Origin of the sequence: Curtobacterium sp. A7_M15 (assembly GCF_030705415.1) — a bacterium.
Lineage (GTDB): Bacteria > Actinomycetota > Actinomycetes > Actinomycetales > Microbacteriaceae > Curtobacterium.
Genome location: NZ_JAUZED010000026.1, coordinates 1 through 20993, shown reverse-complemented (window position 1 = coordinate 20993; position 20993 = coordinate 1). Strand labels below are relative to the sequence as shown.

Below are 20993 nucleotides of genomic sequence, written 5' to 3'. Positions count from 1 at the left end.
GCGGTGTCGGGGGCCGCGGCCGCCCGCTGCGGGCGGGGTTCCGGGCGGGGTGGGACTCGATCGGGGTCGCACGACGCGCGGAACCTCGCACGGTGGGACACGCGAGCTGAGGTCTGAGCGGTAGGGTCCGGGCATGACCGTGAACGGGCCCGCGCCCTACTTCCAGTTCGACGGCACCGCGCTCCAGGCGCTCGGGCGCTGGCAGGACGTCTTCGGCGGCGAGCTCCGCATCGCCACGTTCGCGGACTTCTCGCGCACCGACGGCCCGGCCGACGCCGTCGCGCACGGCGAGCTCACCGGCGGCGGCATCACGCTTTTCGCCGCCGACATCGCGGCCGGCGAGACCTCGTTCTCGGCGACCGGGCTGTCGTTCTCACTGCTCGGCGCCGCCGAACCGGAAGTGCTCCGCGGGTGGTTCGACGACCTCGCCTCGGACGGCACCGTCGTCGATGCGCTGCAGGAACGACCGTGGGGGGACTGGGACGGCACCGTGCGGGACGTCTCCGGCGTCACGTGGCTGATCGGGTTCGAGGCGGCGGCGCTGTCGTGACCGACCGTCCCACCGTCCTCTTCGTGTGCGTCCACAACGCCGGGCGGTCGCAGATGGCCGCGGGGTACCTGCAGCACCTCGCGGGTGACCGCGTCCGGGTGCTCTCGGCCGGCAGCGAACCGGCCGACCGGATCAACCCCGTTGCGGTCGCCGCCATGGCCGAGGACGGCATCGACATCGCCGCCGCCGTCCCCGCCGTGCTCGAGACGGACACCGTGCGCGAGTCCGACGTCGTCATCACGATGGGGTGCGGCGACGCCTGCCCGGTGTTCCCCGGGAAGCGCTACGAGGACTGGGCGCTGGACGACCCGGCCGGGCAGCCGCTCGAGGGCGTCCGCCCGATCCGCGACGCGATCCGCGCACGGGTCGAGGAGCTCGTCGCCGGCCTCTGAGCGGCGTGCTACCGCTCGTCGAGCGGCAGCAGCGGCGCCCAGTACGCGTCCGGCCCGTCGGCGATCACTGCGTCCGGTTCGAAGCGGAAGCCGTAGCCGCGGACGAAGTCGAGCGCCGCTGCCTGCTCCCCCGCCGCGTCGTCGTCCGCCTCGTCGAAGAGGTACTCGCCGTGTCCCATCCGGACGCCCGAGTCGCTGATCACCGTGAGGTCCCAGCGACCTTCCTCGGCACGTTCGATCCGCACGACGGCGGCCTGGTCAGCGGTGAAGTCAGCCATGCGGCGAGCATACGGACGCCACCGGTCACGCGCTCAGCTTCGCGAAGGACGACCGGTGCCAGACCAGGGGGCTGTGCGCGAAGTCGGACATCAGGCCGTTCACGCGGAGCACCACGATGTCGTGGTCGCCCGCCGGGTAGGTGTGCTCCACCGAGCACTCCATCCAGATCGGCGCCCCCTCGAGGAACACCGCGCCCGTGTCGGACACCGTCGTGTCCACCCCGACGAAGCGCACCGACTTGTCGCGCGAGGCGAGCTGGCGCGTCACGTTCTCGTGGCGTTCGCCGAGGACCGAGACACCGATGGAGTCCGCTCCGGCCAGCGCCGGCCACGTCGACGACGAGTGCTGCACGGCGAACATCACGAGCGGCGGGTCCTGCGAGACACCGACGGTGAACGACGACGCGACGAGCACGGTGGGAGCGCCGTCGACGATCGCGGAGAGCGCGGCGACGCCGCACGGGAACCCGGAGAACGCCTGCCGGAGGAGCGTCGGGTCCGCGGACTCGGCGGTGTAGGGCTTGATCATGCGCTGGTGCCTTCCTTGGTCGGTGCGGATGCGGTGGCGAGGACGACGTCCCGCCAGCGGGTGAGCCAGCCCTCGGTCGACGACTCGTCGGTGTACTGCTTGTCGTTCAGGTACAGCCCCTGCACGGGCACGGTGGCGCCGAGTTCGACGAGCACCGGCTTGAGGAACACCTCGGGGGCCATGTGGTGCGCGGGACCGGCGCCGAGCATGAGCGGGACGGCGGTGACGCCGGCGAGCCCGTCGGCCGTCGCGAACTGGTCGAGGAACAGCTTGAGGACGCCCGTGTAGGTGGCCTTGAACGTGGGCGAGGCGACCATCACCAGGTCGGAGGCGGCGACGGTCGCCACAGCGTCCTGCACTCCCGGGTCGCCCCAGCCGAGGATCCCGGGACCGAGGGCGATGACGTCCACGACGTGGTCGGGAGCGGAACCGGTGAGGCGCTCGGCGAGGATCGTCGCGGCCTCGAGCGTGTGCGAGCCGGGCTTGGGGTTGCCGGCGACGACGGTGGTGATCATGGCGGCGGTTCCTCTCTGTCTGGTCTCATCCAACGCCGAGGCGGTTACCCCGTCGTGAAGGTGCCGTTACCGTTCATTGCGCGAGCCGCCCTGGAGGTGACCGCGCGGAAACCGCAGGTCAGGGGCGGGTCGGAGCCCCGCCTCCCGGGAACTCGCGTGTCAGAACGCGAGCAGGTTCTCGCGGAACGTCCCGTGCTCGTAGCCGTCCCGGATCAGCCCGCGGCGCCGGAGCACCGGCGCGAGCCCGTCGCAGACCTCGGTGAGGTTCTTCCGGGTCACCGGGAGTCCCACCAGGAAGCCGTCGGCGCCGGAGGCGGCGATCGCCTCCTCCATCTGGTCGGCGACGGTCTCCGGGCTGCCGACGAGCCGGACCGACCCCGTGGTGTCGCGCTGCGCGGGGAGGGCCTCGCGGAGCGTCTTGCCGTCGGCCTTCGCCAGGAACGCCTCGATGACGCTCTGGTGTCCGTTGCTCTTGCCCTTGAGGTCCGCCGGCAGCGGCTCGTCGAGGTCGAACTGCGCGAAGTCGAACCCGGACGTGTACGACAGGTTCGCCAGCTGCGCGTCGATGTTCTCCCGGGTGGCGGCGAGCTGGCGGGCCTGCTTCGCCTCGGCTTCGTCGTCGGTGTCGGCGAGCACGGGCTCGACGAGGAACAGCATCTTCGCGTCCGTCGCCTCGCGGCCGAACCCGACCATCCGTCGGTGCATGTCGTCGACGTACTCGCGCATGGCGTCGACGCCCGGGGCCGAGGCGATGAGCGTGTCGGCGTTGCGCGCGCCGAGGTCCCGGCCCGCCGGGGACCCGCCCGCCTGGCAGACCACCGGGTGCCCCTGCGGGCTGGCGACCGTGTTGAGCGGACCGCGGGTGCGGTAGTACTTCCCTGCGAAGTCGGCGTACCGGACCTTCGTGTGGTCGGCGAACACGCCCGTCGCCTCGTCGAGCACGAGGGCGTCGGCGTCCCAGGTGTCCCACAGTGCGCGGACCGCGTCGATCCACTCGTCCGCCATCGCGTAGCGCTCGTCGTGCTCGAAGTGCTGGTCGTAGCCGTAGTTCTGCGCGGAGGCGTGCGGCGAGGCCGTGACGAGGTTGATGCCGACCCGACCGTGCGTCAGGTGGTCGAGCGTGGACATCAGGCGGGCCGCGAGGAACGGTGGGTAGAAGGGTGTCGCGGCGGTGGCGATGATGCCGAGGTGCTTCGTCGCCGCGGCGAGCAGCGGGACGAGCGGCATCGGGTCGTGGCGCACGATCGCCGAGCGCAGCGAGTACTCGAACGAGGAGCCGAACACGTCGGGCAGGACGGACGAGTCCTCGAGCATCATGAAGTCGAACCCGGCCCGCTCGAGCGAGGTGGCGGCGTCGACGAAGAGCTGCGGGTTGGCGACGTCGTGGCGGACGTTGCCGGACCACTGCCCGTTCCAGCCGTAGACGCCGAAGCCGTAGCCGAGGAACCAACCGAGGTGGAACATGGGTGTGCCTTCCGTGGGAGGTGGTGGGTTGCGGGGCGGTGCGCCGCCCGGTGGTACGGCAGGGGGTGGTAGTCGATGGACGCGCCGAGCTCGGCTGCGGCGCGCAGTCCGAAGCGCGGGTCGCGCAGGAACTCGCGGCCGACGAACACGACGTCCGCGCGGCCCTCGGCGACGATCGCCTCGGCCTGGTCCGCGGAGGTGACGAGCCCCACGGCGCCGACCGGTGCGCCGGTGGCGGCGCGCAGGCGTTCCGCGTGCCCGACCTGGTAGCCCGGGTACACCGGGATGTCGGCGTCGGGGACCGTCCCGCCGGTGGACACGTCGAACAGGTCCGCTCCGGCTTCCGCCGCCCAGGAGGCGGTGGTCGCCGTGTCCTGCTCGGTCCAGCCCCCGGGCACCCAGTCGGTCGCCGAGAAGCGCACCAGGATCGGGAACCGGTCGCCGAGGGCGGCGCGCAGGTCGCGGACGACGTCGAGCAGGAGCCGTGCACGAGCGCGGAGCGACCCGCCGTACTCGTCGTCGCGTGTGTTCGCGAGCGGGGACAGGAACTGGTGCAGCAGGAACCCGTGCGCGGCGTGCAGCTCGACGAACTCGAAGCCTGCGTCCCGCGCTCGGACGCCCGCCGCGACGAACGCACGGTGGATCCCGCGGACCTCGTCGGTGCCGAGTGCCCGTGGGGCCGCGTACCCGGTGTAGGGCACCGTCGACGGTCCGACGACGGGCCAGCCGCCCTCGGCGACGGGCACGGTGCCCCGGACGCGGTCCCAGCTCCGCCCGGTGGACGACTTCCGACCGCCGTGGCTCAGCTGGATGCCGATGCGGACGCCCTGGTCGCGGACGAACGCGGTGGTGGGCCGCCAGGCGTCCCGTTGCGCGTCGTCCCAGAGTCCGAGGTCGTACGGCGTGACGCGCCCCTCCGGGGTGACGGCGGTGCACTCCGCGACGATCGCCCCGGCGCCGCCGAGCGCGAGCCCGCCGAGGTGCACGTGGTGGAACGGGGTCGGCATGCCGTCCCGCTCCTCCACCGCGAACATCGTCAGCGCGGGCACCCAGAGCCGGTTGCGGAACCGGGTGCCGCGGAGCTCGATCGCCTCGAACAGCGCCGGGGCGCCCGGCATCAGAACGCCCGCAGGTTCTCGCGGAGCGTCGTGCCGGAGTACTCGTCGCGGATGAGCCCGCGGCGTCGCAGGGCCGGCGAGAGGCCGTCTGCCACCATCGCCATGTTGAGGCGGGTCGTCGGCATGTAGACGAGGAAGCCGTCGCCGCCGACGTGGTCCATGAACTCGCCCATCTTCGCCGCGACGGTGTCCGGCGAGCCCACGAACCCGAGGTCGTTCACCTGGTGGGACGAGGCGACGACCTCGCGCAGCGTCCGACCCTGCTGTCCCTCGAAGAGCTTCTCGATCGAGGTGTACTCGCCGTTCTGCTTCGAGATGTCGATGTCCTCGACCCGGGTGTCCGGGTCGATCGCGCCGAAGTCGATGCGACCGCCGGACGTGTAGGACATGTTCCAGAGGTTGTACTCGACGGCCTTGTCCGACGACATCGCGATCCGGGCCGCCTCGGACGCGGCCTGCGCCTCCTCGTCGGTGGCGGCGATGGTCGGCGTGACGATGAACAGGAACTTGACGTCGTCCGGGTTCCGACCGGCGGCGGCGACCCGGGCGCGCATGTCGTCGCGGTACGCCTTCGCGCTCTCGGGCGTCTTCGACAGGGCGATCATCGTGTCGTCGTGCAGGGCGGCGAGCTGCCGGCCCATCTCCGATCCACCGGCCGAGCAGAGCGGGACGACGCCCTGCGGCCCCGGGATCGTGTTGAGCGGCCCGCGCGACCGGAAGAACTCGCCGCGGTGGTCGATCGGGTGCACCTTCGTGTGGTCGGCGTAGACGCCGGCGACCGGGTCGGCGACCACTGCACCCGGTTCCCACGAGCCCTGCAGGGCCTTGACGACGTCGGCCCACTCGATCGCCATCCGGTAGCGCTCGTCGTGGTCGAGGTGCTGCTCGTACCCGTAGTTCTGCGCGACCCGGTCGGTCACGCTGGTCACGACGTTCATGCCGATGCGACCCTCGGTGAGGTGGTCGAGGGTCGTCCCGAGGCGGGCGGCGAGGTACGGCGGGTACTGGATCGTCGAGAACGTCGGGACGACGCCGATGTGCTTCGTGGCCTGCGTCATGAGCGGGACGAGAGGCATCGGGTCGTTCTTCGGCGCCATGAACCCGCGCCGCAGCGAGGTGTCGGCGGTGCCGCGGTACGAGTCCTCGACCATGGCCGTGTCCTCGATGAGGATGTAGTCGAAGCCGCCGCGTTCGAGGTTCTTCGCGAGGTCGATGTAGATGTCGGGCTTCATCCAGTCGGTCACGTTCGTGCCGGTCCAGGGACCGTCGCCGTTCGTTTCGGACCAGGCCTGGATGCCAAAGCCGTTGCCGAGGAACCATCCGAGGTGGAACATGTGGAGCCTTTCGTGTGGGAGGGCGGGCGTGTCCGGGAGGGACTACGCCACGGGCTCCTCGACGGCCAGGTAGGCGTCGACGAGCTTCTGCGTGTACGGGTGTCTGGGGTGTTCGAGGACTTCGAGCGTGCGGCCGGACTCGACCACTTCGCCCTGGTTCATGACGACGAGTTCGCCGGTGATGAACGCCGTCGCCGGCAGCCCGTGCGAGACGAACATGAGGCCGGCGCCGTGGTCGTTCGAGTAGCGCTTGAGCAGGTTGAGGACCACGCCCTGCACCGAGACGTCGAGGGCCGAGACGGCCTCGTCGCACACGAGCAGGTCGGGCCGGACGACGAGCGCCCGGGCGATCGACATGCGCTGCCGCTGACCGCCCGAGAGCTCGGACGGGTACCGGTCGACCCAGCTCGGGTCGATGCCGAGCTCCGTGGTGATCTCGCCGATCGCGGCGTCGGCACCGGCGATGTCGTGCCCGCCGAGGATCTGCGCCGGCGTCCGGAGCGACTCGCGGATGCGGTGTCGCGGGTCGAACGTCGAGGTGGTGTCCTGGGCGACGAGCTGCACCCGCCGGCGGTACTCGAGCCGACCGGCACGCGTCGACATGATCGACCGGAGGTCCTGATCGTCGACGGTGATCGTTCCGGCCGAGGCCCGTTCGAGCCCGGTGACGATCTTCGCCATCGTGGACTTGCCCGATCCGGACTCCCCCACGATGCCGACGCGCTGGCTCGCACCGAGGACGAACGAGACGTCCCGGACGGCGGTCTTGCGGCCGTAGCGCCGGGCGACGCCGGTGGCCTCGATGCGGATGCCGGTCATGCCGCAGTTCCTTCCAGTCGGGCGCGGACCGACTCGAGCGTCGGCAGTTCGTCGAGTCGTGCCGACGCCAGGGTCGGCACGCACTCGAGCAGTCCGCGGGTGTAGGGGTGGGTGGCCTCGTGGAGTCGCGAGGACGGCAGCTGCTCGACGATCTCGCCGCGGTACATGACGACGACGAAGTCGGTGAAGCGCCGGCAGAGCTCGATGTCGTGCGTGATCACGAGCACCGCCGTCCCCTCCTGCTCCGCGAGGTCGACCATGAGCTGCATCGCACCGACGGCGAGCGATGCGTCGAGTGCGCTCGTGGGTTCGTCGGCGATGAGCAGCGCGGGCTTCGACGACAGCGCGATGGCCATCATCACGCGCTGCCGCATGCCCCCGGAGAGCTCGTGCGGCTTGGCGCCCATCACCCGCTCCGGGTCGGTGATGCCCACCGCCCGGAGCCGGTCGAGGGCGTCGGCGGTGGCGCGTCGCTTCGACACGCGCTCGGTGGCCCGGAGCACGGCGACCAGCTGGCTGCCGATCGTCCACACCGGGTCGAGCGACGACATCGCGTCCTGGAAGATCATCGACAGTCCGGGCGTCCGGACCGGGATCCGACCGGCTGGCCCCGACCGGTCCAGTGGGCGGCCGTCGAGCTCGAGGGTCTCGACGTCGACGGTCCCGGCGTCGAGGAACCCGGCGATGGCGCCCGCGAGGCTCGTCTTGCCGGAGCCCGACTCCCCCACCACCGCGACGCGTTCCCCGCGGCGGACCACGAGGTCGGCGTGACGGACGGCGCGGTTCTCGCCGTAGGTGACGGTGAGGTCCCTGACCTTCAGGACCGGGGCCGACTGGTCGTCCATGGTGTCTCCCTGTTGTCGATCAGCTCGTCGCGAGGGACAGCTGCGAGTAGTCGATGACGTTGTCGGAGCGGAACACGTACCCGTCGACGCCCTTGGCGAAGGCGTTGAGCGGCTGCACGTAGTTGATGTAGATCGTCGGCATCTGGTCCTGCAGGACCTTCTGCGCGGCGTTCCAGTACTTCCCCGCAGCGGCCCCGGTCGGGTCACCGGCGGCGTTGCCGTCCGCGATGGCCGTGTTGAGCGCCGCGTTGTCGAAGTCCGGCCAGTTGATGGCGGAGCCCGGCGTGTAGAAGAGCGACAGGACGTAGGGCGGCGACTGGACGACCGCGTAGTCGCGGCCGAGGGAGGCCTCGAACGTCTTCGCGGCGAGTCCTGCCTGGAAGGTCGACGAGTTCACCGTGTCGATGGTCATGTCGAAGCCGGCGTCCTTCACCGCGGTCTGGATCTGGACGGCGGTCTCCTGCAGGTCGGGCACCGAGTTGTTCACGGTCAGGGTGAACTTGATCGGCTCGGTGTACCCGGCGTCCGACAGGATCTTCTTCGCCTCGGCCGCATCCGTCTCGTTGGCCTTGAGTCCGCTGCCGTCGAAGCCGGGGTCGGCGTCGGACAGGATGCTCGAGATCGAGTCCGCCCGACCGTGGTAGACGTTCTCGTTGATCTTGTCGTAGGGGATCGCCGCGGCGAGTGCGCGGCGGACGGCGACGTCCTTGAACGTGCCCTTCGTGGTGAGGAGGGGCATGTACACGTACGCGTTCGTCGGCACGTCGAAGACCTGCGCGGCCTTGGCGTCCTTGAGCTCGACCTGGTCGGCCGGACGGAGCTGGGCGGCGATCTGCGCGTCGCCGGACTTCACCAGGTTGGCGCGCTGCCCGGCGTCCGCGACCACCCGCTGCACGATCCGGGCGATCTTCGGCTTGCCCTCGGCGTACCCGGCGTTCGCGGTGTAGATCGTCTGCTCACCGGGCGTGTAGGTGTCCACCTTGTAGGCGCCGAAGCCGAAGTTGGGGTGGGTCCCCGACCACTTCACGGCCCAGGGGTCGCTCGAGGTGGTGTGCTCCTTGAGCACCTTCGCGTCGTAGATGTTGTAGCCGACGTTCGCGAGCAGGGACAGCGCCGTGTAGCCGTAGCTCTCCTTGTCGAGCTTCAAGGTGACGGTCTCGTCGTCGACCTTCGTGAACTGCTCCGGCTTCGTGATGAACGGCGCGCTGATGAACGGCACGATGCTCGTCTCGACGGCGAACTTGCGCTGGATGCTCCAGATCACGTCGTCGGCGGTGAGGGCGTTGCCCGCCGTCGACTTCGCGTCGGTGTCGAGGTGGAACGTGTAGGTGAGGCCGTCGTCCGAGACGTCGTAGCTCTTGGCCAGGACGGGCGCGAACTTGTTGTAGTCCTCGTGCTCCGCCTGACCGCCGGTGCCGGCGACGTACTCGTTGCGGATGAGGGAGGCGCCGGTGTTCTTGAAGAACTCGGCCGCCTCGTAGCCGGTGGCGCTGGTCTCGTACGAGAAGCTCTGCGGCTGGGCGGCCGTGACGATGACGAAGGCGCTGGAGGCGGCGTTCCCGCCGGCGCTACAGGCCGCGAGACCGAGGGCGCCGACGACCGCGATCGCGGCGGCGGCGATGGTGCGTTTCATGTTCAGCATGGGCAGGGGTCTCCTGGGGAAGGGGAAGGGGAACGGGGAGGGGAGGGGGTTGGGACGGGAGGCGCGGTGCGGGTGGGGAGGACGGGGTGCGCGGGTCGGGTGGTCGCCCTCAGACCCGTGACCGGCCGACGAAGGCCGCGACAAGGACCGAGGCGGACCAGACGGACAGGCCGAGGGCGGCCGCCGGGAACAGGACCGGCCACCAGCGACCCACCGCGGCGTCCGGCGCGCCGGCGGCGAGCATCGTGCCCCACTCCGCGGTCGGGGTCGGGATGCCGACACCGAGGAAGCCGAGGGCGGCGCAGAAGATGATCGCCATCCCGAAGATCGTCGAGGTGTTCTCGATGGTCGTGCGGGCGGAGTTCGGCAGGACGTGGCGGAGCAGCAGGCGCAGTTCGGATTCACCGGACATCCGGGCGGCGTCGACGTAGCCGTCCGACCGGGTGCGGAGGACCTCGGTGCGCATCAGGCGGGCCTGGAACGGGATGAGGACGATCGCCAGTGCGAGCGTGATCACCACGGCGTTGCGTCCGAAGAACGACACGATCACGAGTCCGGCGATCATCACCGGGATCGACTGCACCAGGTCGACGGCGCGCCCCAGCAGTCGGGCGACGAACCCGAGCACGGTGCGGTCGCCCTGGTACATCCCGGAGACCAGCCCGATCACGATCGCGACGCCGGTGGCGAGGACCGTGATGCAGATCGCGATGACGATGTCGAGACGGAACGCGGTCATCACCCGCGAGTACACGTCGAGGCCGTTCGCGTCCGTGCCGAACCAGAACTCGCCCGACGGGGGCTCCGACTGACCGCCGACCACCGACGTGGCCGGGTGGTTGACCAGGTACGGTCCCACGACCGCGAGCACGAGGAGCAGGGCGAAGGGCACGAGTCGGAGGACGAACCCGGTGCGACCGGCCGGCCGGCCGACGCGGCCGTCGTGCGTCGAGCGGGCGGCCCCGGCTCCGGACGTCGTGGGCTCGGGCAGCGCAGTGGGGGTGTCGAGCGCCATCAGGCGTCCTTCCCGGCGACGCCGGCGCGCCGCCTCGAGTCGAGGAGCATCGTGACGATGTCCGTGACGAGGTAGATGACGAGGCACATGGCCGCGGTGACGAGGAGGAACGACCGGAGCGCGAAGACGTCGGAAGCGTTCACCGCGTCGACGGCGTACTGCCCGAGGCCGCCGAGCCCGAAGAGCGACTCGAGGACGACCGCGCCGCCGAGGAACAGCCCGAACAGCATCCCGAGCGTGGCGACCGCCGACGGGAGCGCCCGTCGGTAGATGCTCGCGAGGACGGTCCGGCGGGACGCTCCGGACGCCACGCGGAACCGGGTGGCGGGGTCGTCGATCGCCTGGTCGAGGTTGACGATGAGCATCTTGATGAGCAGCGGCGAGTGGGCGACGACCATCACGACGACCGGCAGGACGAGGTGCTGCGCGTACGACGAGAGCGCTGCCGGGTCCCCGGCGATCAGGGCGTCCACCATCGGGAAGTTCGTGACGGTGGGCGGTGCGATGAGCAGCGGGTCGAGGCGGCCGCTCGGCGCCGGTGCCCAGTGCAGCTCGGCGTAGAAGACGAACAGGAACGCGATCCCGATGACGTACTCCGGCAGCGCCCCCGCCGAGCGGGCGTAGGCGGTGAGCACCTTCGCGAAGCGGTTGCTGCGGTGGGTCACGATGAAGTGCGCGGTGACGAGCGACACCGCCGACGCGAGGAGCAGGCCCCAGAACACGAGTTCGAGCGTCGCCGGGACCCGGGTCGCGAGGTCCTGCGCGACCGGTCGGCCGGTGGCGATCGAGGTCCCGAAGTCGAGGTGGGCGAGCTGCGTCAGGTAGGTGCCGAGCTGCTGGATCCACGAGCCGGTGAGCCCGTAGGACTCCCGCGCCTGTTCGAGCTCGGCACCCGAGAGACGTCCGCCCGTCGCCGACACGACCGGGTCGCCGGGGATGAGCTGCACGAGGAAGAACGAGACGAGGACGAACACGAGGATGTTCACGACGGTCAGGCCGGCGGGGCGCAGGAACCAGAGGCGCTCCCGGACGCCTCGTCGCCTCGTCGTCAACGAGGTGTCGAGCGCGGCGAGTCGCTCGGCCTCCGCACGGGTGGCATCGTCGACGATGTCGGGCTCTCTCACGGTCATGTGCCGGCCTTCCGTCGCATCGGGTGGTGGTCAGCAATGCTCGCCACCGTTCGTTTCCGACGACCGCTCGGGGTGTAACCGGATCATTAAGCGACCCGGCGCGAAAGGAAAACCCAGATGAGAGGCGCTTCACTCAGCCGTTCACGCCGATCTCGCGGTTCCGGTGGACCGCTTGTCCTGCGCGACGAGCGTCGTATACTCACTGCACCCGAGCCGCATCGTGGCGGCGAGATCCTGCGACGATCGGAGTCACGATGAGCGACACGCTGTCCGACCACCCGCGCGCGAAGGGCGGGTCTTCACGCGGCCGGCAGATCTCGGCGAGACGGGTCCGTGACCTCATCACCGCCTCGATCCGCGAGGGGCACATCGCACCCGACGCACCCCTCGCCGAAGAGGACCTCGTGACGCTCTTCGACACCAGCCGCGGGTCCGTCCGGGCCGCGCTCGCACAGCTCCGCGACACCGGCTTCCTCGAGCGACGCCCACGCGTCGGGACGAAGGTCACGCACCGCGGAGTCGTCGTGCCCCTCACCGACATCGACGCCGACAGCGAGCACGTCTACGTCGAACGGTTCGAGGACCGGATCGTGCCGAGCTTCCCGCTCGTGCGCGAACGGCTCCGCATCGACGAGGACCACGTCCGGATGATCGAGAACCTGCTCGTCACCGACGACGACGTGATCGGGCTCCGTGCGGCCTACTTCTCGGTGCGCTACACGCACTCCCCCGAGAGCCTGTCCGGGCCGATCAACATGACGACGGTGCTCCGCGACTTCTTCGACGCCTCGCGCGGCGAGGTCCTCGTCACGATCGGCAGCGAGGCGGCCGACGCCCACACGGCGAAGATGCTCGGCACCGAGGTCGGTGCGCCCCTCATCGTCCGCGAGGTCACGTACCACGACCTCGACGGCGTACCGGTCCAGACGGTCTTCGACCGGTACCGCGGCGATCGCGTCCGGCTCGAGGGTTCCACCCTCTGACCGAGGGGCACGCTGACCGAGGGGCGCGGCGCACCACCCGCCCGGGACGTACAGTGACGACATGACGGCGACGGTGCGGCAGGTGCAGGTGACGTTCGACTGCGCGGACCCCGAGCGGGTGGCGCGCTTCTGGTGCGAGGTCCTCGGCTACGTGGTGCCGCCACCGCCGCAGGGGTTCGACTCGTGGGACGACTTCGACCGGGCACTCCCCCCGGAGCACCGCGGATCGGCGTTCGCGTGCGTCGACCCGACCGGCGCCGGGCCCCGACTGTTCTTCCAGCGCGTCCCGGAGGGCAAGGTCGTGAAGAACCGCGTGCACCTCGACGTCCGGGTCGGCACGGGCCTCGTCGGCGCCGAACGGCTCGCCGCCCTCGACGCCGAGAGCGACCGGCTGGTCGCGCTCGGCGCCTCGCAGTTCCGTCGCATGCTCGCCGACGAGGTCAACGAGTCGTGCATCGTCATGCAGGACGTCGAGGGCAACGAGTTCTGCCTCGACTGACCCCGGTACTGCTGAGGATCTGCATCGGAACGTGATCGATCCGCGGTGACCTGCGCCACACTGGTCGGACATGTCTCACGATGCAACGCCCATCCACGTCGACCGCAGGGGGTCCTCCCTCGACGACGCCGTGACGCTGTACGAGCGGGTCTACGACAGCCGAGACATCCACATCGGCGAAGCGGCCCGTGACGGGTTCGCCTTCCGCTTCCGGGCCGTCGGCGACCAGGACGTGGTGGTCGGCAGCTCGCAGGTGGCGGCACGGCGGTGGGGCACGATCGTCCCCGGCCACGACTACGTCCTGGCGTGGGCGACCGGCCCCGGCATGACGATCGACACCGGGACGCGCGCGCCGGTGCAGCTCGTGCCCGGCACCCCGGTGATGTACCCGGTCGGTCGGGACTTCGCCTTCGACGGGCTCCCCTCCGGACAGCACTCCGTGCGCTTCCGTGGCGCCTTCCTCGAGTCGATCGCGGCCGCGCGTCGCGGCGACGACGAGCCGCGGCAGCTCGTGTTCCGCGACGCGGTCGGGGTGGACGCGATGCGTCTGCTCCGCCGCGGGATCGGCGAGGCCGCACCGCGCCTCCTGGACCCGTCCGCGCCCGGTGCGGTGCGCGCGTCCTGGAACCGGGTGATCGCGGACGCGGTCGCGGCGGCGTTCGACGCGACGCCGCCCTCGGCACCGACGGGAGCGGTCGGGTCGTCGACCATCCGCTTCGCCAAGGAGTGGATGATCGCGAACGCCCGGCGACCGCTCACGGTCGCCAAGGTGAGCGCCGCCGCCGGGGTGAGCGCACGTGGTCTACAGGCCGCCTTCCAACGGCGGGTCGGCGTCCGCCCGATGCAGTTCCTGCGCGAGGCCCGGCTGCACGGCGTCCGCGCCGACCTGCTCGCCACGGACCCGGAGCACGCGACGGTCGCCGAGGTCGCCCTGTCGTGGGGGTTCAACCACCTCGGGCGGTTCTCCGGGTACTACGCCGAGGCGTTCGGGGAGCCCCCGTCCCGGACCCTGCGCCGACGGGATGCGCCGAGGCCCTAGTCTGAGCGCATGTCAGTCGGTCTGCTCGCCATCGTCGACGACGTGCTCTCCGCGGCCCTCAAGGCCAGTGCCAAGACCGCCGGCGTCGTGATCGACGACGCCGCGGTCACGCCGCAGTACGTGCAGGGGCTCTCGCCCGCGCGCGAGCTGCCGGTCGTGGGGCGGATCGCGCTCGGCAGCCTCTTCAACAAGTTCGTCATCATCATCCCGCTGGCGCTCCTGCTCACCGCGTTCGCGCCGTGGGTGTTGCCGTGGCTGCTGCTGCTCGGCGGCACGTACCTGTGCTTCGAGGGGGCCGAGAAGGTCACCGAGTGGTTCGGCGCGCACCACGCCGGCGAGTCCGAGCAGACCGTCGCCGAACCGAAGCTCGTGTTCGGGGCGATCCGCACGGACCTCATCCTCAGCACCGAGATCATGCTCATCGCCCTCGCCGGACTCGACCCCGACCTCGGGCTCTGGCCGACACTCGGCGCGCTCATCGTCATCGGACTCGTGATGACCGGAGCCGTCTACGGCGCGGTCGCCCTGCTGGTGAAGATCGACGACATCGGCCTGCAGATGATGAAGCACAGCGTCCGACGCACCCGACGGACGGGCGCGCGGATCGTCCTCGCCATGCCGACCGTGTTCCGCGTGATCAGCGTGGTCGGCACCGTCGCCATGCTGTGGGTCGGCGGCCACCTCGTGATCGCGAACCTGGCGGAGACGTTCTGGCACGGGCCGTACGACCTGCTGCACGCGATCGAGCACGGCATCGAGGCGACCGGGCCGGTCGTCACCTGGATCGTGGACACCGCGGTGTCAGCGGTGGTCGGGCTCGCGCTCGGCCTGGTGGTCGTCGCCGTCGTCCTGGGCGTCGGACGGCTGCGCGGCCGCACGCACTGAGCGCGCGGCCGCCTGGTCCGTCAGTTCCAGATGGCGATCCAGTCGATGCTGACGTGGCCGACGGCCTTCGGCGGGATCGGCGCCGTGCCGATCGCCGTCTCCGCCTGCAGGGTCACGCGGAACGCCGTCTTCGGCACCGCCTTCGTCGTCGACGCGACGAGCTTGCCGTCCCAGTAGAACCGGACGATGCCCTTGTCCCACTCGGTCGTCGCGACGTGCCAGGCGGTCGTGTCCGATCCCGCGAACATCTGCTTGCCGGGCTCGAACCGCATGCCGCTCGGGCTGAGCGTCCCGGGCACCGCCGACGCCGGCCGCGGCCGCGACCCGAGGTCGGCCTCCGGCCAGTCGATCTCGCCCTCGTTCCAGTCGTCGCTCGACGGCCAGAGCATCCCGACGAACTTGTAGCCGGCCGTGTTCGTCGTCTTGTAGCGGATGGACACGCGCCCGGTCTTGTGGGGCGCGTAGCCGTCGGGCATGATCGCGGCGACCAGCGGCAGCCCCTTCTCGGTGTGCAGCGCGAAGTCGAGGACGCCGCCCTTCACGCTGAGGACCTTCGACGGCGCGTACTTCCCCCGGCCGGACGTGTCCGTGTAGCCGTCGTAGAGCCCGATGCCCTTGTACTTCGACGCGAACTGCCCGAGCGGGGCCGCGCTGTCGAAGCCGGTCCGGAACGTCTGCTTCCACGTGCGGCCGTTCGTCGTGACGTTGCCCTTGGGGATCGCCCGGCCGTCCGGCACGGTGCTGGTCGCCTTGGACGATGCGGGGAGGGCGGCAGCGCCGGCCGGTGCACCGGCGGCGAGGCTGGTCGACGCGACGAGCGCGATCGAGAGCGCGGCGACGAGGACGGACGGGGACCGCATGCTGACTGCCTCCTGGTTGGGGATACGCGTGGTGCGATGGCCGTGGTGCTTGTGCGGTGGAGTATCGGGCGACGTCGCCCGTGTGTTAGGTGATGCCACACGCGGATCCGCAGCACTCAGGTTCGCTGTACCCCGTTGTCCCCCGACGGGAGGCGCGGTGCCGGCTGGCACCGTGCCTCCCGTGGGTCAGGCGGTCACGTTCTCGAGGTCGGCCAGCAGGCTCGGGTGGGTCGGTTCCCAACCGAGCGCCCGCTGCGTGGCGGCGCCCGACGACGGCTGGTCCATCGCGAAGATCGGTGCGAACGCGCCGAAGGCCTCGTCGGCGACGGCCCCCGTCGGCAGGCCGAGCCGTCGGCCGATCACGGACGCGATGTCACGGACCCGGTCCCCTTCGTCGGCGACCGCGTGCCAGACCGAGCCCGCCGGTGCGCCCTCGAGCGCGAGCCGGAACAGGACGGCGGCGTCCCGCGCGTGGACCGCCGGCCACCGCTGGTCCCCCGTGCCCGGCCATCCCGCGGTGCCGGTGGTTCGGGCGACGTCAGTGAGGATGCCGGCGAATCCCCCGGCACCGTCCGCGTGCACGGTCCGGGGCAGCCGGATCGCCGAGACCCGGACCCCGCGGTCCGCGAGCTCGAGGGCGGCGAGGACGGAGCGGGCGCGCCCGGCCACGGGGCCCTCGAGCGGCAGCGGGTCCGTCTCGACCGACGCTCGTCCGGCGATCCACGGCGTGCCGGAGACCACGACGAAGGGCCGGTCGGTGCCGACGAGCCCCTCACCGAGGGCGGCCATCGCGGCGGCCTCCTCGGCGATGCCCCGTTCGAGCGCCTCGGGCGAACTGAAGTCGTTCGAGAAGGCGAGGCTGACGACCCCCTCGGCCTCGCGCGCTCCGGCCCGGAGGACGTCGAGGTCGGTCAGGCTGCCGGAGCGCGGGGTCGCGCCGGCGGCCCGGAGCGCTGCGGCGGACCGCTCGGAACGGGCGAGCGCGGAGACGGTGTGGCCGGCCGAGACGAGTTCGGCGACGACGGCGGTGCCGATCGTGCCGGTTCCACCGGTGACGAAGACGTGCATGAGGACTCCTGGACGAGTGATGGGACGATTGTCTCGTCACCGTACACCCGTGATGGGACAATCGTCCCGTCACGTATGATCGTCACATGGCGCGATGGGAACCCGGAGCTCGGGAACGACTGGTCCTGGCCGCCGTCGACCTGTTCTCCGAGCAGGGCTACGACGCGACCACCGTGACCGAGATCGCCGAGCGCGCCGGCGTCACGAAGAGCACGTTCTTCAGGCACTTCCCGGACAAGCGGGAGCTCCTCGTCGCCGGGCAGGAGACGCTGAGCCGACTGCTCGCCGAGGGGATCGCCGCAGCGCCGGACGGCACGTCACCGCTGGACGCCGTCGCGGCCGGCCTGGTCCGCGCGTCCGACGAGATGGGCCCGATGAACCGCGAGCTCGGACCGCGACTCCGTGCAGCCGTGGCGACCAGCACCGAGCTCCGCGAACGGGATGCCTTGAAGAGCGTCGGGATGGCCGCCGCGATGACCGAGGCACTGATCGCCCGCGGGGTCGCGGACGCACCGGCACGGCTCGCGAGCGAGATGGGCGTGCTCGCGTTCAAGCAGGGCTTCGAGCGCTGGTCGGGCGGCGACCGGACCGGCGACGACCCGCTGCGCGACCACGCCCTCGCGGCGCTCGGGGCGCTGCGCGAGGCGGCCGCGGCGCTCGGCTGACCGGACGCCGACGACGCGCGACGGCCGTCAGATCTCGACGTCGCTGCCCATCGTCACGGTGCGCTGCGCCGGCAGGCCGAAGCGGGCGGCCGGGTCGGCAGCGTTGTGCGCGAGGCCGACGAACAGCTTCTTCCGCCAACTGACCATGCCGCGGTTGCCCGGCTGCGGCCGCAGCGCGCCGCGGGAGATGAAGTACGACGCGTTCGCCATCTCCTCGGGGTCGAGCTCGAGGACGTCCGCCAGGCAGGCCGCGTGCAGGGCCTTCGGCAGGTCCTGGTCGTCCGAGAAGCCGAACTTGATGGTGATGTGGTCGATGCCGTCGTCCTCGTAGCCGAGGTCGTCGCGGAAGAAGGCCTTGGCGTGCGGCACGTGGGGCACGTTCGCGGTGATGACGGAGACGATGACGACGGTCCGGTGCACCACGTGGTTGTGCTCGACGTTCGCCCGGAGTGCCAGCGGTGTCGTCTCCTTGTTGGGGTGCGGGAAGATCGCGACCCCCTGCACGCGCGGGATGCCCTTCGTGTTGATCTTCTCGATGAACTCGGCGAGGGACCCCTCGCGCTCCTTGCGCTCCTCCTGCACGAGCTGCCGCCCGCGACGCCAGGTCGTCATAAGGGTGATCACCGCCAGGGCGATCAGGAGCGGGACCCATCCGCCGTGCAGGATCTTCGACAGGTTGCCGGCGAGGAACGTCAGCTCGAGTCCGCCGAACACCACCGCGGCGACGACGAGCTTCCAGGTCTTCCAGTGCCACAGCGGCTTGACCACGAGCAGGAGCAGCAGGGTGTCGACGACCAGGGCGCCGGTCACCGAGACGCCGTACGCGGTCGCGAGGCTCGCCGAGGAACGGAACACGAGCATGACGGCCATCACGCCGACGAACAGCAGGAGGTTGACGGCGGGCAGGTAGATCTGGCCGCCCTCCTGCCGTGAGGTCTGCCGGATCGTGAGCGGCGGCAGCAGGCCGAGCTGCACGGCCTGACGGCTCAACGAGAACGCCCCGGAGATGACGGCCTGGCTCGCGATGATGGTCGCCATCGTGGCGAGGATCACGACCGGGATCTGCAGCCCGTCGGGGAAGAGCAGGAAGAACGGGTCCTTCGCGGCTCCGGGCTCGTTGAGCACGAGCGACGCCTGGCCGAGGTAGTTCAGCACGAGGGCCGGGAAGACGACGAAGAACCACGCGCGGAGGATCGGCGTCCGGCCGAAGTGGCCCATGTCGGCGTAGAGGGCCTCGGCGCCGGTGATGACCAGCACGACCGCGCCCATCGCGACGAACGTGATGTACGGGTGGGCGATGAGGAAGGCGATGGCCCACGTGGGCGAGAGCCCCTGCAGGACACCCGGGTGCGCCAGGATGTGCGGCACCCCGGCGGCGGCGATGACCACGAACCAGAGCAGCATGACCGGGCCGAACAGGTTGCCGACCTTGCCCGTGCCGAACCGCTGCACCGCGAACAGCACCACCAGGATGACCGCGGCGATCGGCACGATGAGGTGACCGACGCTCGGGGCCGCGGTCTGCAGGCCCTCGACGGCCGAGAGCACCGACACCGCCGGGGTGATGACCGAGTCGCCGTAGAACAGCGAGACGCCCACGATCCCGATGACGAGGAAGATCGTCGCTCCCCCGCGGCGCTTCGCGTAGAGCCGACGGGCGAGGGCGGCGAGCGCCATCACCCCGCCCTCGCCGTTGTTGTCGGCGCGCATGAGCACGAGGACGTACTTGATCGACACGACGACCGTGATGCTCCAGAACATCATCGAGATCACGCCGTAGACGTCCTCCTGGTTCGCTCGCACGATGCCACCGTCGATCGTGAACACGGTGCGCAGTGCGTACAGCGGACTCGTGCCGATGTCGCCGAAGACGACCCCGAGGGCGGCCAGGGCGAGGGCGGCGATGCCCTTCGCGGGGCCGTGGGCGCCGACCTCGTCGGAGGTCTGTGCCGTCGGGGTCTGAGAGCGGGTCTCGGTCACGCTCGTCACTTCCGTCTCTTCGCCGTCCGGGCGACGACGTCTTCGCCGTCCGGGCGACGGCCGCGGATCATCATCGCACCCGCGCGGCCGTCGCGCTCGCAGCGTGCGCACATGCGCACCGGGCTCGCGACGGGTGCGCTCCTCGGACGAACCTGTGCAGGCCGGAATGCCCGATCGCCCCGGACACCGCGCACGTCGAGCGAGGCGGTCGTACCGTCGAGGCAGGACTCCAGGAGGAACCATGAACTTCGACGGCTTCGATCCCGCAGGACTGATCGTCTTCTGCGTGGCGGTGGTGCTGGTCTTCGGCGGACTGATCTCGAGCCGCCGTCGCCACTGACCCACGCCGGTCAGGCCGGGCCGGCACCCTCCCGCGACTGCGACTGCGACTGCGACTGCGGCTGCGACGCCAGCTCCGCGGCCACCGCCGCCGCGAAGGCGTCTGCGCCGAAGTGGTCGTCGGCCGTGACGGTCACGACGGTGTCCCCGTCGAAGAGCAGCATCTGCCCGTATGCGCCGTGCAGCCGCCAGAGCCCTCCGGGCCCGTCCCACCCCGCCATCGCGTACCGCTCGTAGCCGGGGCCGGTGCCCTCGCGCTCGATCCACGCGGTGTGCATCGCGTCGCACCAGCGGGCGCCCACGACGCGCTGCCCGGCGAACTCCCCGCGGTCGCGCACGAGCCGACCGATCCGCGCGAGCTCGCCGGTGCGCATCGACAGGCCCTCACCACCGGCGACGTGTCCGTTCGGGCAGCGGGACCACTCGACGTCCTCGATGCCGAGCGGGTCGAACAGCCGCCGGGCGACGAACGCACCCACGTCGCCGACCCGCGTCTCGAGCACGCGCATCGCCGTGTAGGTGCTGGCGTTCGCGTACTGGAACGCCCTGCCGCGCGACGGGCGTCCGAGGAACTCGAGCGCGAGGTCCGGCCACTCGGTGAGCTCCGTCTCCGACCAGGGCATGTCGACGCCGCTCGTCATCGTGAGCAGGTGCCGGAGCGTGACCGCCGCGGTCCCCTCGCCGAACCGGACGTCCGGCAGGTGCGTCGACACGGGGGCGTCGACGTCGACGAGGCCGTCGTCCACCGCGATGCCGGTGGCGAGGACGGCGATCCCCTTGGCGACCGAGTGGACCTCGCGGCGGACGTCGGGCGTCCAGTGGTGTTCGGCGGTGTCGTCCCCGACGAGGACGTGCAGGCCGTGGGCCGCGAAGCCGGTCGTGTCGACGTGACGGACGAGGGCGTCGAGGAGGTCGGTCGCGGTGCGCACCCGGCCATCCTCTCGCGGACCGGACGGCAGACGGGCCGGTCCGGACGGACCGGTCCGGACCACAGACGGACCGGACCGCAGACGGACGGGAGGCGCGGTGCCAGCCGGCACCGCG

At 71.0% G+C, this 20993-nt stretch carries 21 protein-coding genes and 1 pseudogene; 7 read left to right on the top strand and 15 right to left on the bottom strand.

Annotated features, from left to right (window positions below; translation table 11 throughout):
• The first annotated feature begins 133 nt into the window (after window positions 1-133).
• Window positions 134-550, top strand: a complete 417-nt coding sequence (locus Q7F20_RS07035; RefSeq protein ID WP_305739400.1) for a VOC family protein — start codon at window positions 134-136, stop codon at window positions 548-550.
• A complete protein-coding gene (locus tag Q7F20_RS07030; protein ID WP_305739399.1) occupies window positions 547-942 on the top strand; it encodes an arsenate reductase ArsC in 396 nt (131 codons plus the stop codon). Before Q7F20_RS07035 ends, Q7F20_RS07030 begins: the two co-directional genes overlap by 4 nt.
• Before the next feature lie 8 nt (window positions 943-950).
• On the opposite strand, the gene Q7F20_RS07025 is transcribed toward Q7F20_RS07030, so the two are convergent.
• The 11 genes and pseudogenes from Q7F20_RS07025 to Q7F20_RS06975 form a co-directional block, all read right to left on the bottom strand.
• On the bottom strand, window positions 951-1220 hold the full coding sequence (locus Q7F20_RS07025) for a hypothetical protein (protein WP_305739398.1): 270 nt from the start codon (window positions 1218-1220) through the stop codon (window positions 951-953).
• Between the two features lie 25 nt (window positions 1221-1245).
• Window positions 1246-1749 carry a flavin reductase family protein gene (locus Q7F20_RS07020; RefSeq protein WP_305739397.1) on the bottom strand — a complete coding sequence of 168 codons (504 nt, stop codon included), beginning with the start codon at window positions 1747-1749 and terminating at the stop codon, window positions 1246-1248.
• On the bottom strand, window positions 1746-2264 hold the full coding sequence (locus tag Q7F20_RS07015; RefSeq protein WP_305739396.1) for an NADPH-dependent FMN reductase: 519 nt from the start codon (window positions 2262-2264) through the stop codon (window positions 1746-1748). Before Q7F20_RS07015 ends, Q7F20_RS07020 begins: the two co-directional genes overlap by 4 nt.
• A 159-nt stretch (window positions 2265-2423) precedes the next feature.
• Window positions 2424-3599, bottom strand: a pseudogene (locus tag Q7F20_RS07010) (NtaA/DmoA family FMN-dependent monooxygenase); the annotation flags it as partial.
• Window positions 3578-4846, bottom strand: a complete 1269-nt coding sequence (locus Q7F20_RS07005) for an NADH:flavin oxidoreductase/NADH oxidase (protein WP_370871631.1) — start codon at window positions 4844-4846, stop codon at window positions 3578-3580. The pseudogene Q7F20_RS07010 and the gene Q7F20_RS07005, both read right to left, overlap by 22 nt.
• On the bottom strand, window positions 4846-6180 hold the full coding sequence (locus tag Q7F20_RS07000; RefSeq protein ID WP_305739394.1) for an NtaA/DmoA family FMN-dependent monooxygenase: 1335 nt from the start codon (window positions 6178-6180) through the stop codon (window positions 4846-4848). Before Q7F20_RS07000 ends, Q7F20_RS07005 begins: the two co-directional genes overlap by 1 nt.
• A gap of 42 nt (window positions 6181-6222) precedes the next feature.
• Window positions 6223-6999: an ABC transporter ATP-binding protein gene (locus Q7F20_RS06995; RefSeq protein WP_305739393.1), complete on the bottom strand. Its 777-nt coding sequence runs from the start codon at window positions 6997-6999 to the stop codon at window positions 6223-6225.
• On the bottom strand, window positions 6996-7844 hold the full coding sequence (locus tag Q7F20_RS06990) for an ABC transporter ATP-binding protein (RefSeq protein ID WP_305739392.1): 849 nt from the start codon (window positions 7842-7844) through the stop codon (window positions 6996-6998). Before Q7F20_RS06990 ends, Q7F20_RS06995 begins: the two co-directional genes overlap by 4 nt.
• Before the next feature lie 19 nt (window positions 7845-7863).
• Window positions 7864-9477, bottom strand: a complete 1614-nt coding sequence (locus tag Q7F20_RS06985; RefSeq protein WP_305739391.1) for an ABC transporter substrate-binding protein — start codon at window positions 9475-9477, stop codon at window positions 7864-7866.
• A gap of 118 nt (window positions 9478-9595) precedes the next feature.
• Complete coding sequence (locus Q7F20_RS06980) at window positions 9596-10501, bottom strand: ABC transporter permease (protein ID WP_305739390.1); 906 nt, start codon at window positions 10499-10501, stop codon at window positions 9596-9598.
• Entirely contained in the window at window positions 10501-11631 is a 1131-nt protein-coding gene (locus Q7F20_RS06975) for an ABC transporter permease (RefSeq protein WP_305739389.1), read from the bottom strand. The genes Q7F20_RS06980 and Q7F20_RS06975 overlap by 1 nt, the downstream gene beginning before the upstream one ends.
• 254 nt (window positions 11632-11885) lie before the next feature.
• Here Q7F20_RS06975 and Q7F20_RS06970 point away from each other — a divergent pair, with 254 nt between their 5' ends.
• From Q7F20_RS06970 to Q7F20_RS06955, 4 genes are all read left to right on the top strand, one after another.
• Complete coding sequence (locus Q7F20_RS06970; RefSeq protein ID WP_022907943.1) at window positions 11886-12614, top strand: GntR family transcriptional regulator; 729 nt, start codon at window positions 11886-11888, stop codon at window positions 12612-12614.
• 61 nt (window positions 12615-12675) lie between these two features.
• The gene (locus tag Q7F20_RS06965; RefSeq protein WP_305739388.1) at window positions 12676-13113 is read left to right on the top strand and encodes a VOC family protein; all 438 of its coding nucleotides are present in this window, start codon (window positions 12676-12678) and stop codon (window positions 13111-13113) included.
• Window positions 13114-13183: 70 nt separating this feature from the next.
• Window positions 13184-14152: a helix-turn-helix domain-containing protein gene (locus Q7F20_RS06960; protein WP_305739387.1), complete on the top strand. Its 969-nt coding sequence runs from the start codon at window positions 13184-13186 to the stop codon at window positions 14150-14152.
• A gap of 9 nt (window positions 14153-14161) precedes the next feature.
• The gene (locus Q7F20_RS06955) at window positions 14162-15037 is read left to right on the top strand and encodes a DUF808 family protein (RefSeq protein ID WP_305739386.1); all 876 of its coding nucleotides are present in this window, start codon (window positions 14162-14164) and stop codon (window positions 15035-15037) included.
• Between the two features lie 20 nt (window positions 15038-15057).
• Here the strand turns inward: Q7F20_RS06955 and Q7F20_RS06950 are convergent, their stop codons facing one another.
• Both Q7F20_RS06950 and Q7F20_RS06945 read right to left on the bottom strand, forming a co-directional pair.
• Entirely contained in the window at window positions 15058-15897 is an 840-nt protein-coding gene (locus Q7F20_RS06950) for a glycoside hydrolase family 16 protein (RefSeq protein ID WP_305739385.1), read from the bottom strand.
• A 186-nt stretch (window positions 15898-16083) separates the two neighbouring features.
• Window positions 16084-16965, bottom strand: coding sequence for an NAD-dependent epimerase/dehydratase family protein (locus Q7F20_RS06945; RefSeq protein WP_305739384.1), 882 nt, complete (start codon window positions 16963-16965; stop codon window positions 16084-16086).
• Between the two features lie 86 nt (window positions 16966-17051).
• Here Q7F20_RS06945 and Q7F20_RS06940 point away from each other — a divergent pair, with 86 nt between their 5' ends.
• Window positions 17052-17630 carry a TetR/AcrR family transcriptional regulator gene (locus tag Q7F20_RS06940; RefSeq protein WP_305739383.1) on the top strand — a complete coding sequence of 193 codons (579 nt, stop codon included), beginning with the start codon at window positions 17052-17054 and terminating at the stop codon, window positions 17628-17630.
• Between the two features lie 27 nt (window positions 17631-17657).
• On the opposite strand, the gene Q7F20_RS06935 is transcribed toward Q7F20_RS06940, so the two are convergent.
• Together Q7F20_RS06935 and Q7F20_RS06930 are read right to left on the bottom strand one after the other, a co-directional pair.
• A complete protein-coding gene (locus Q7F20_RS06935) occupies window positions 17658-19610 on the bottom strand; it encodes a potassium transporter Kup (protein WP_305739382.1) in 1953 nt (650 codons plus the stop codon).
• A gap of 350 nt (window positions 19611-19960) precedes the next feature.
• Window positions 19961-20878 carry a serine hydrolase gene (locus tag Q7F20_RS06930; RefSeq protein WP_305739381.1) on the bottom strand — a complete coding sequence of 306 codons (918 nt, stop codon included), beginning with the start codon at window positions 20876-20878 and terminating at the stop codon, window positions 19961-19963.
• Window positions 20879-20993: the final 115 nt, after the last annotated feature.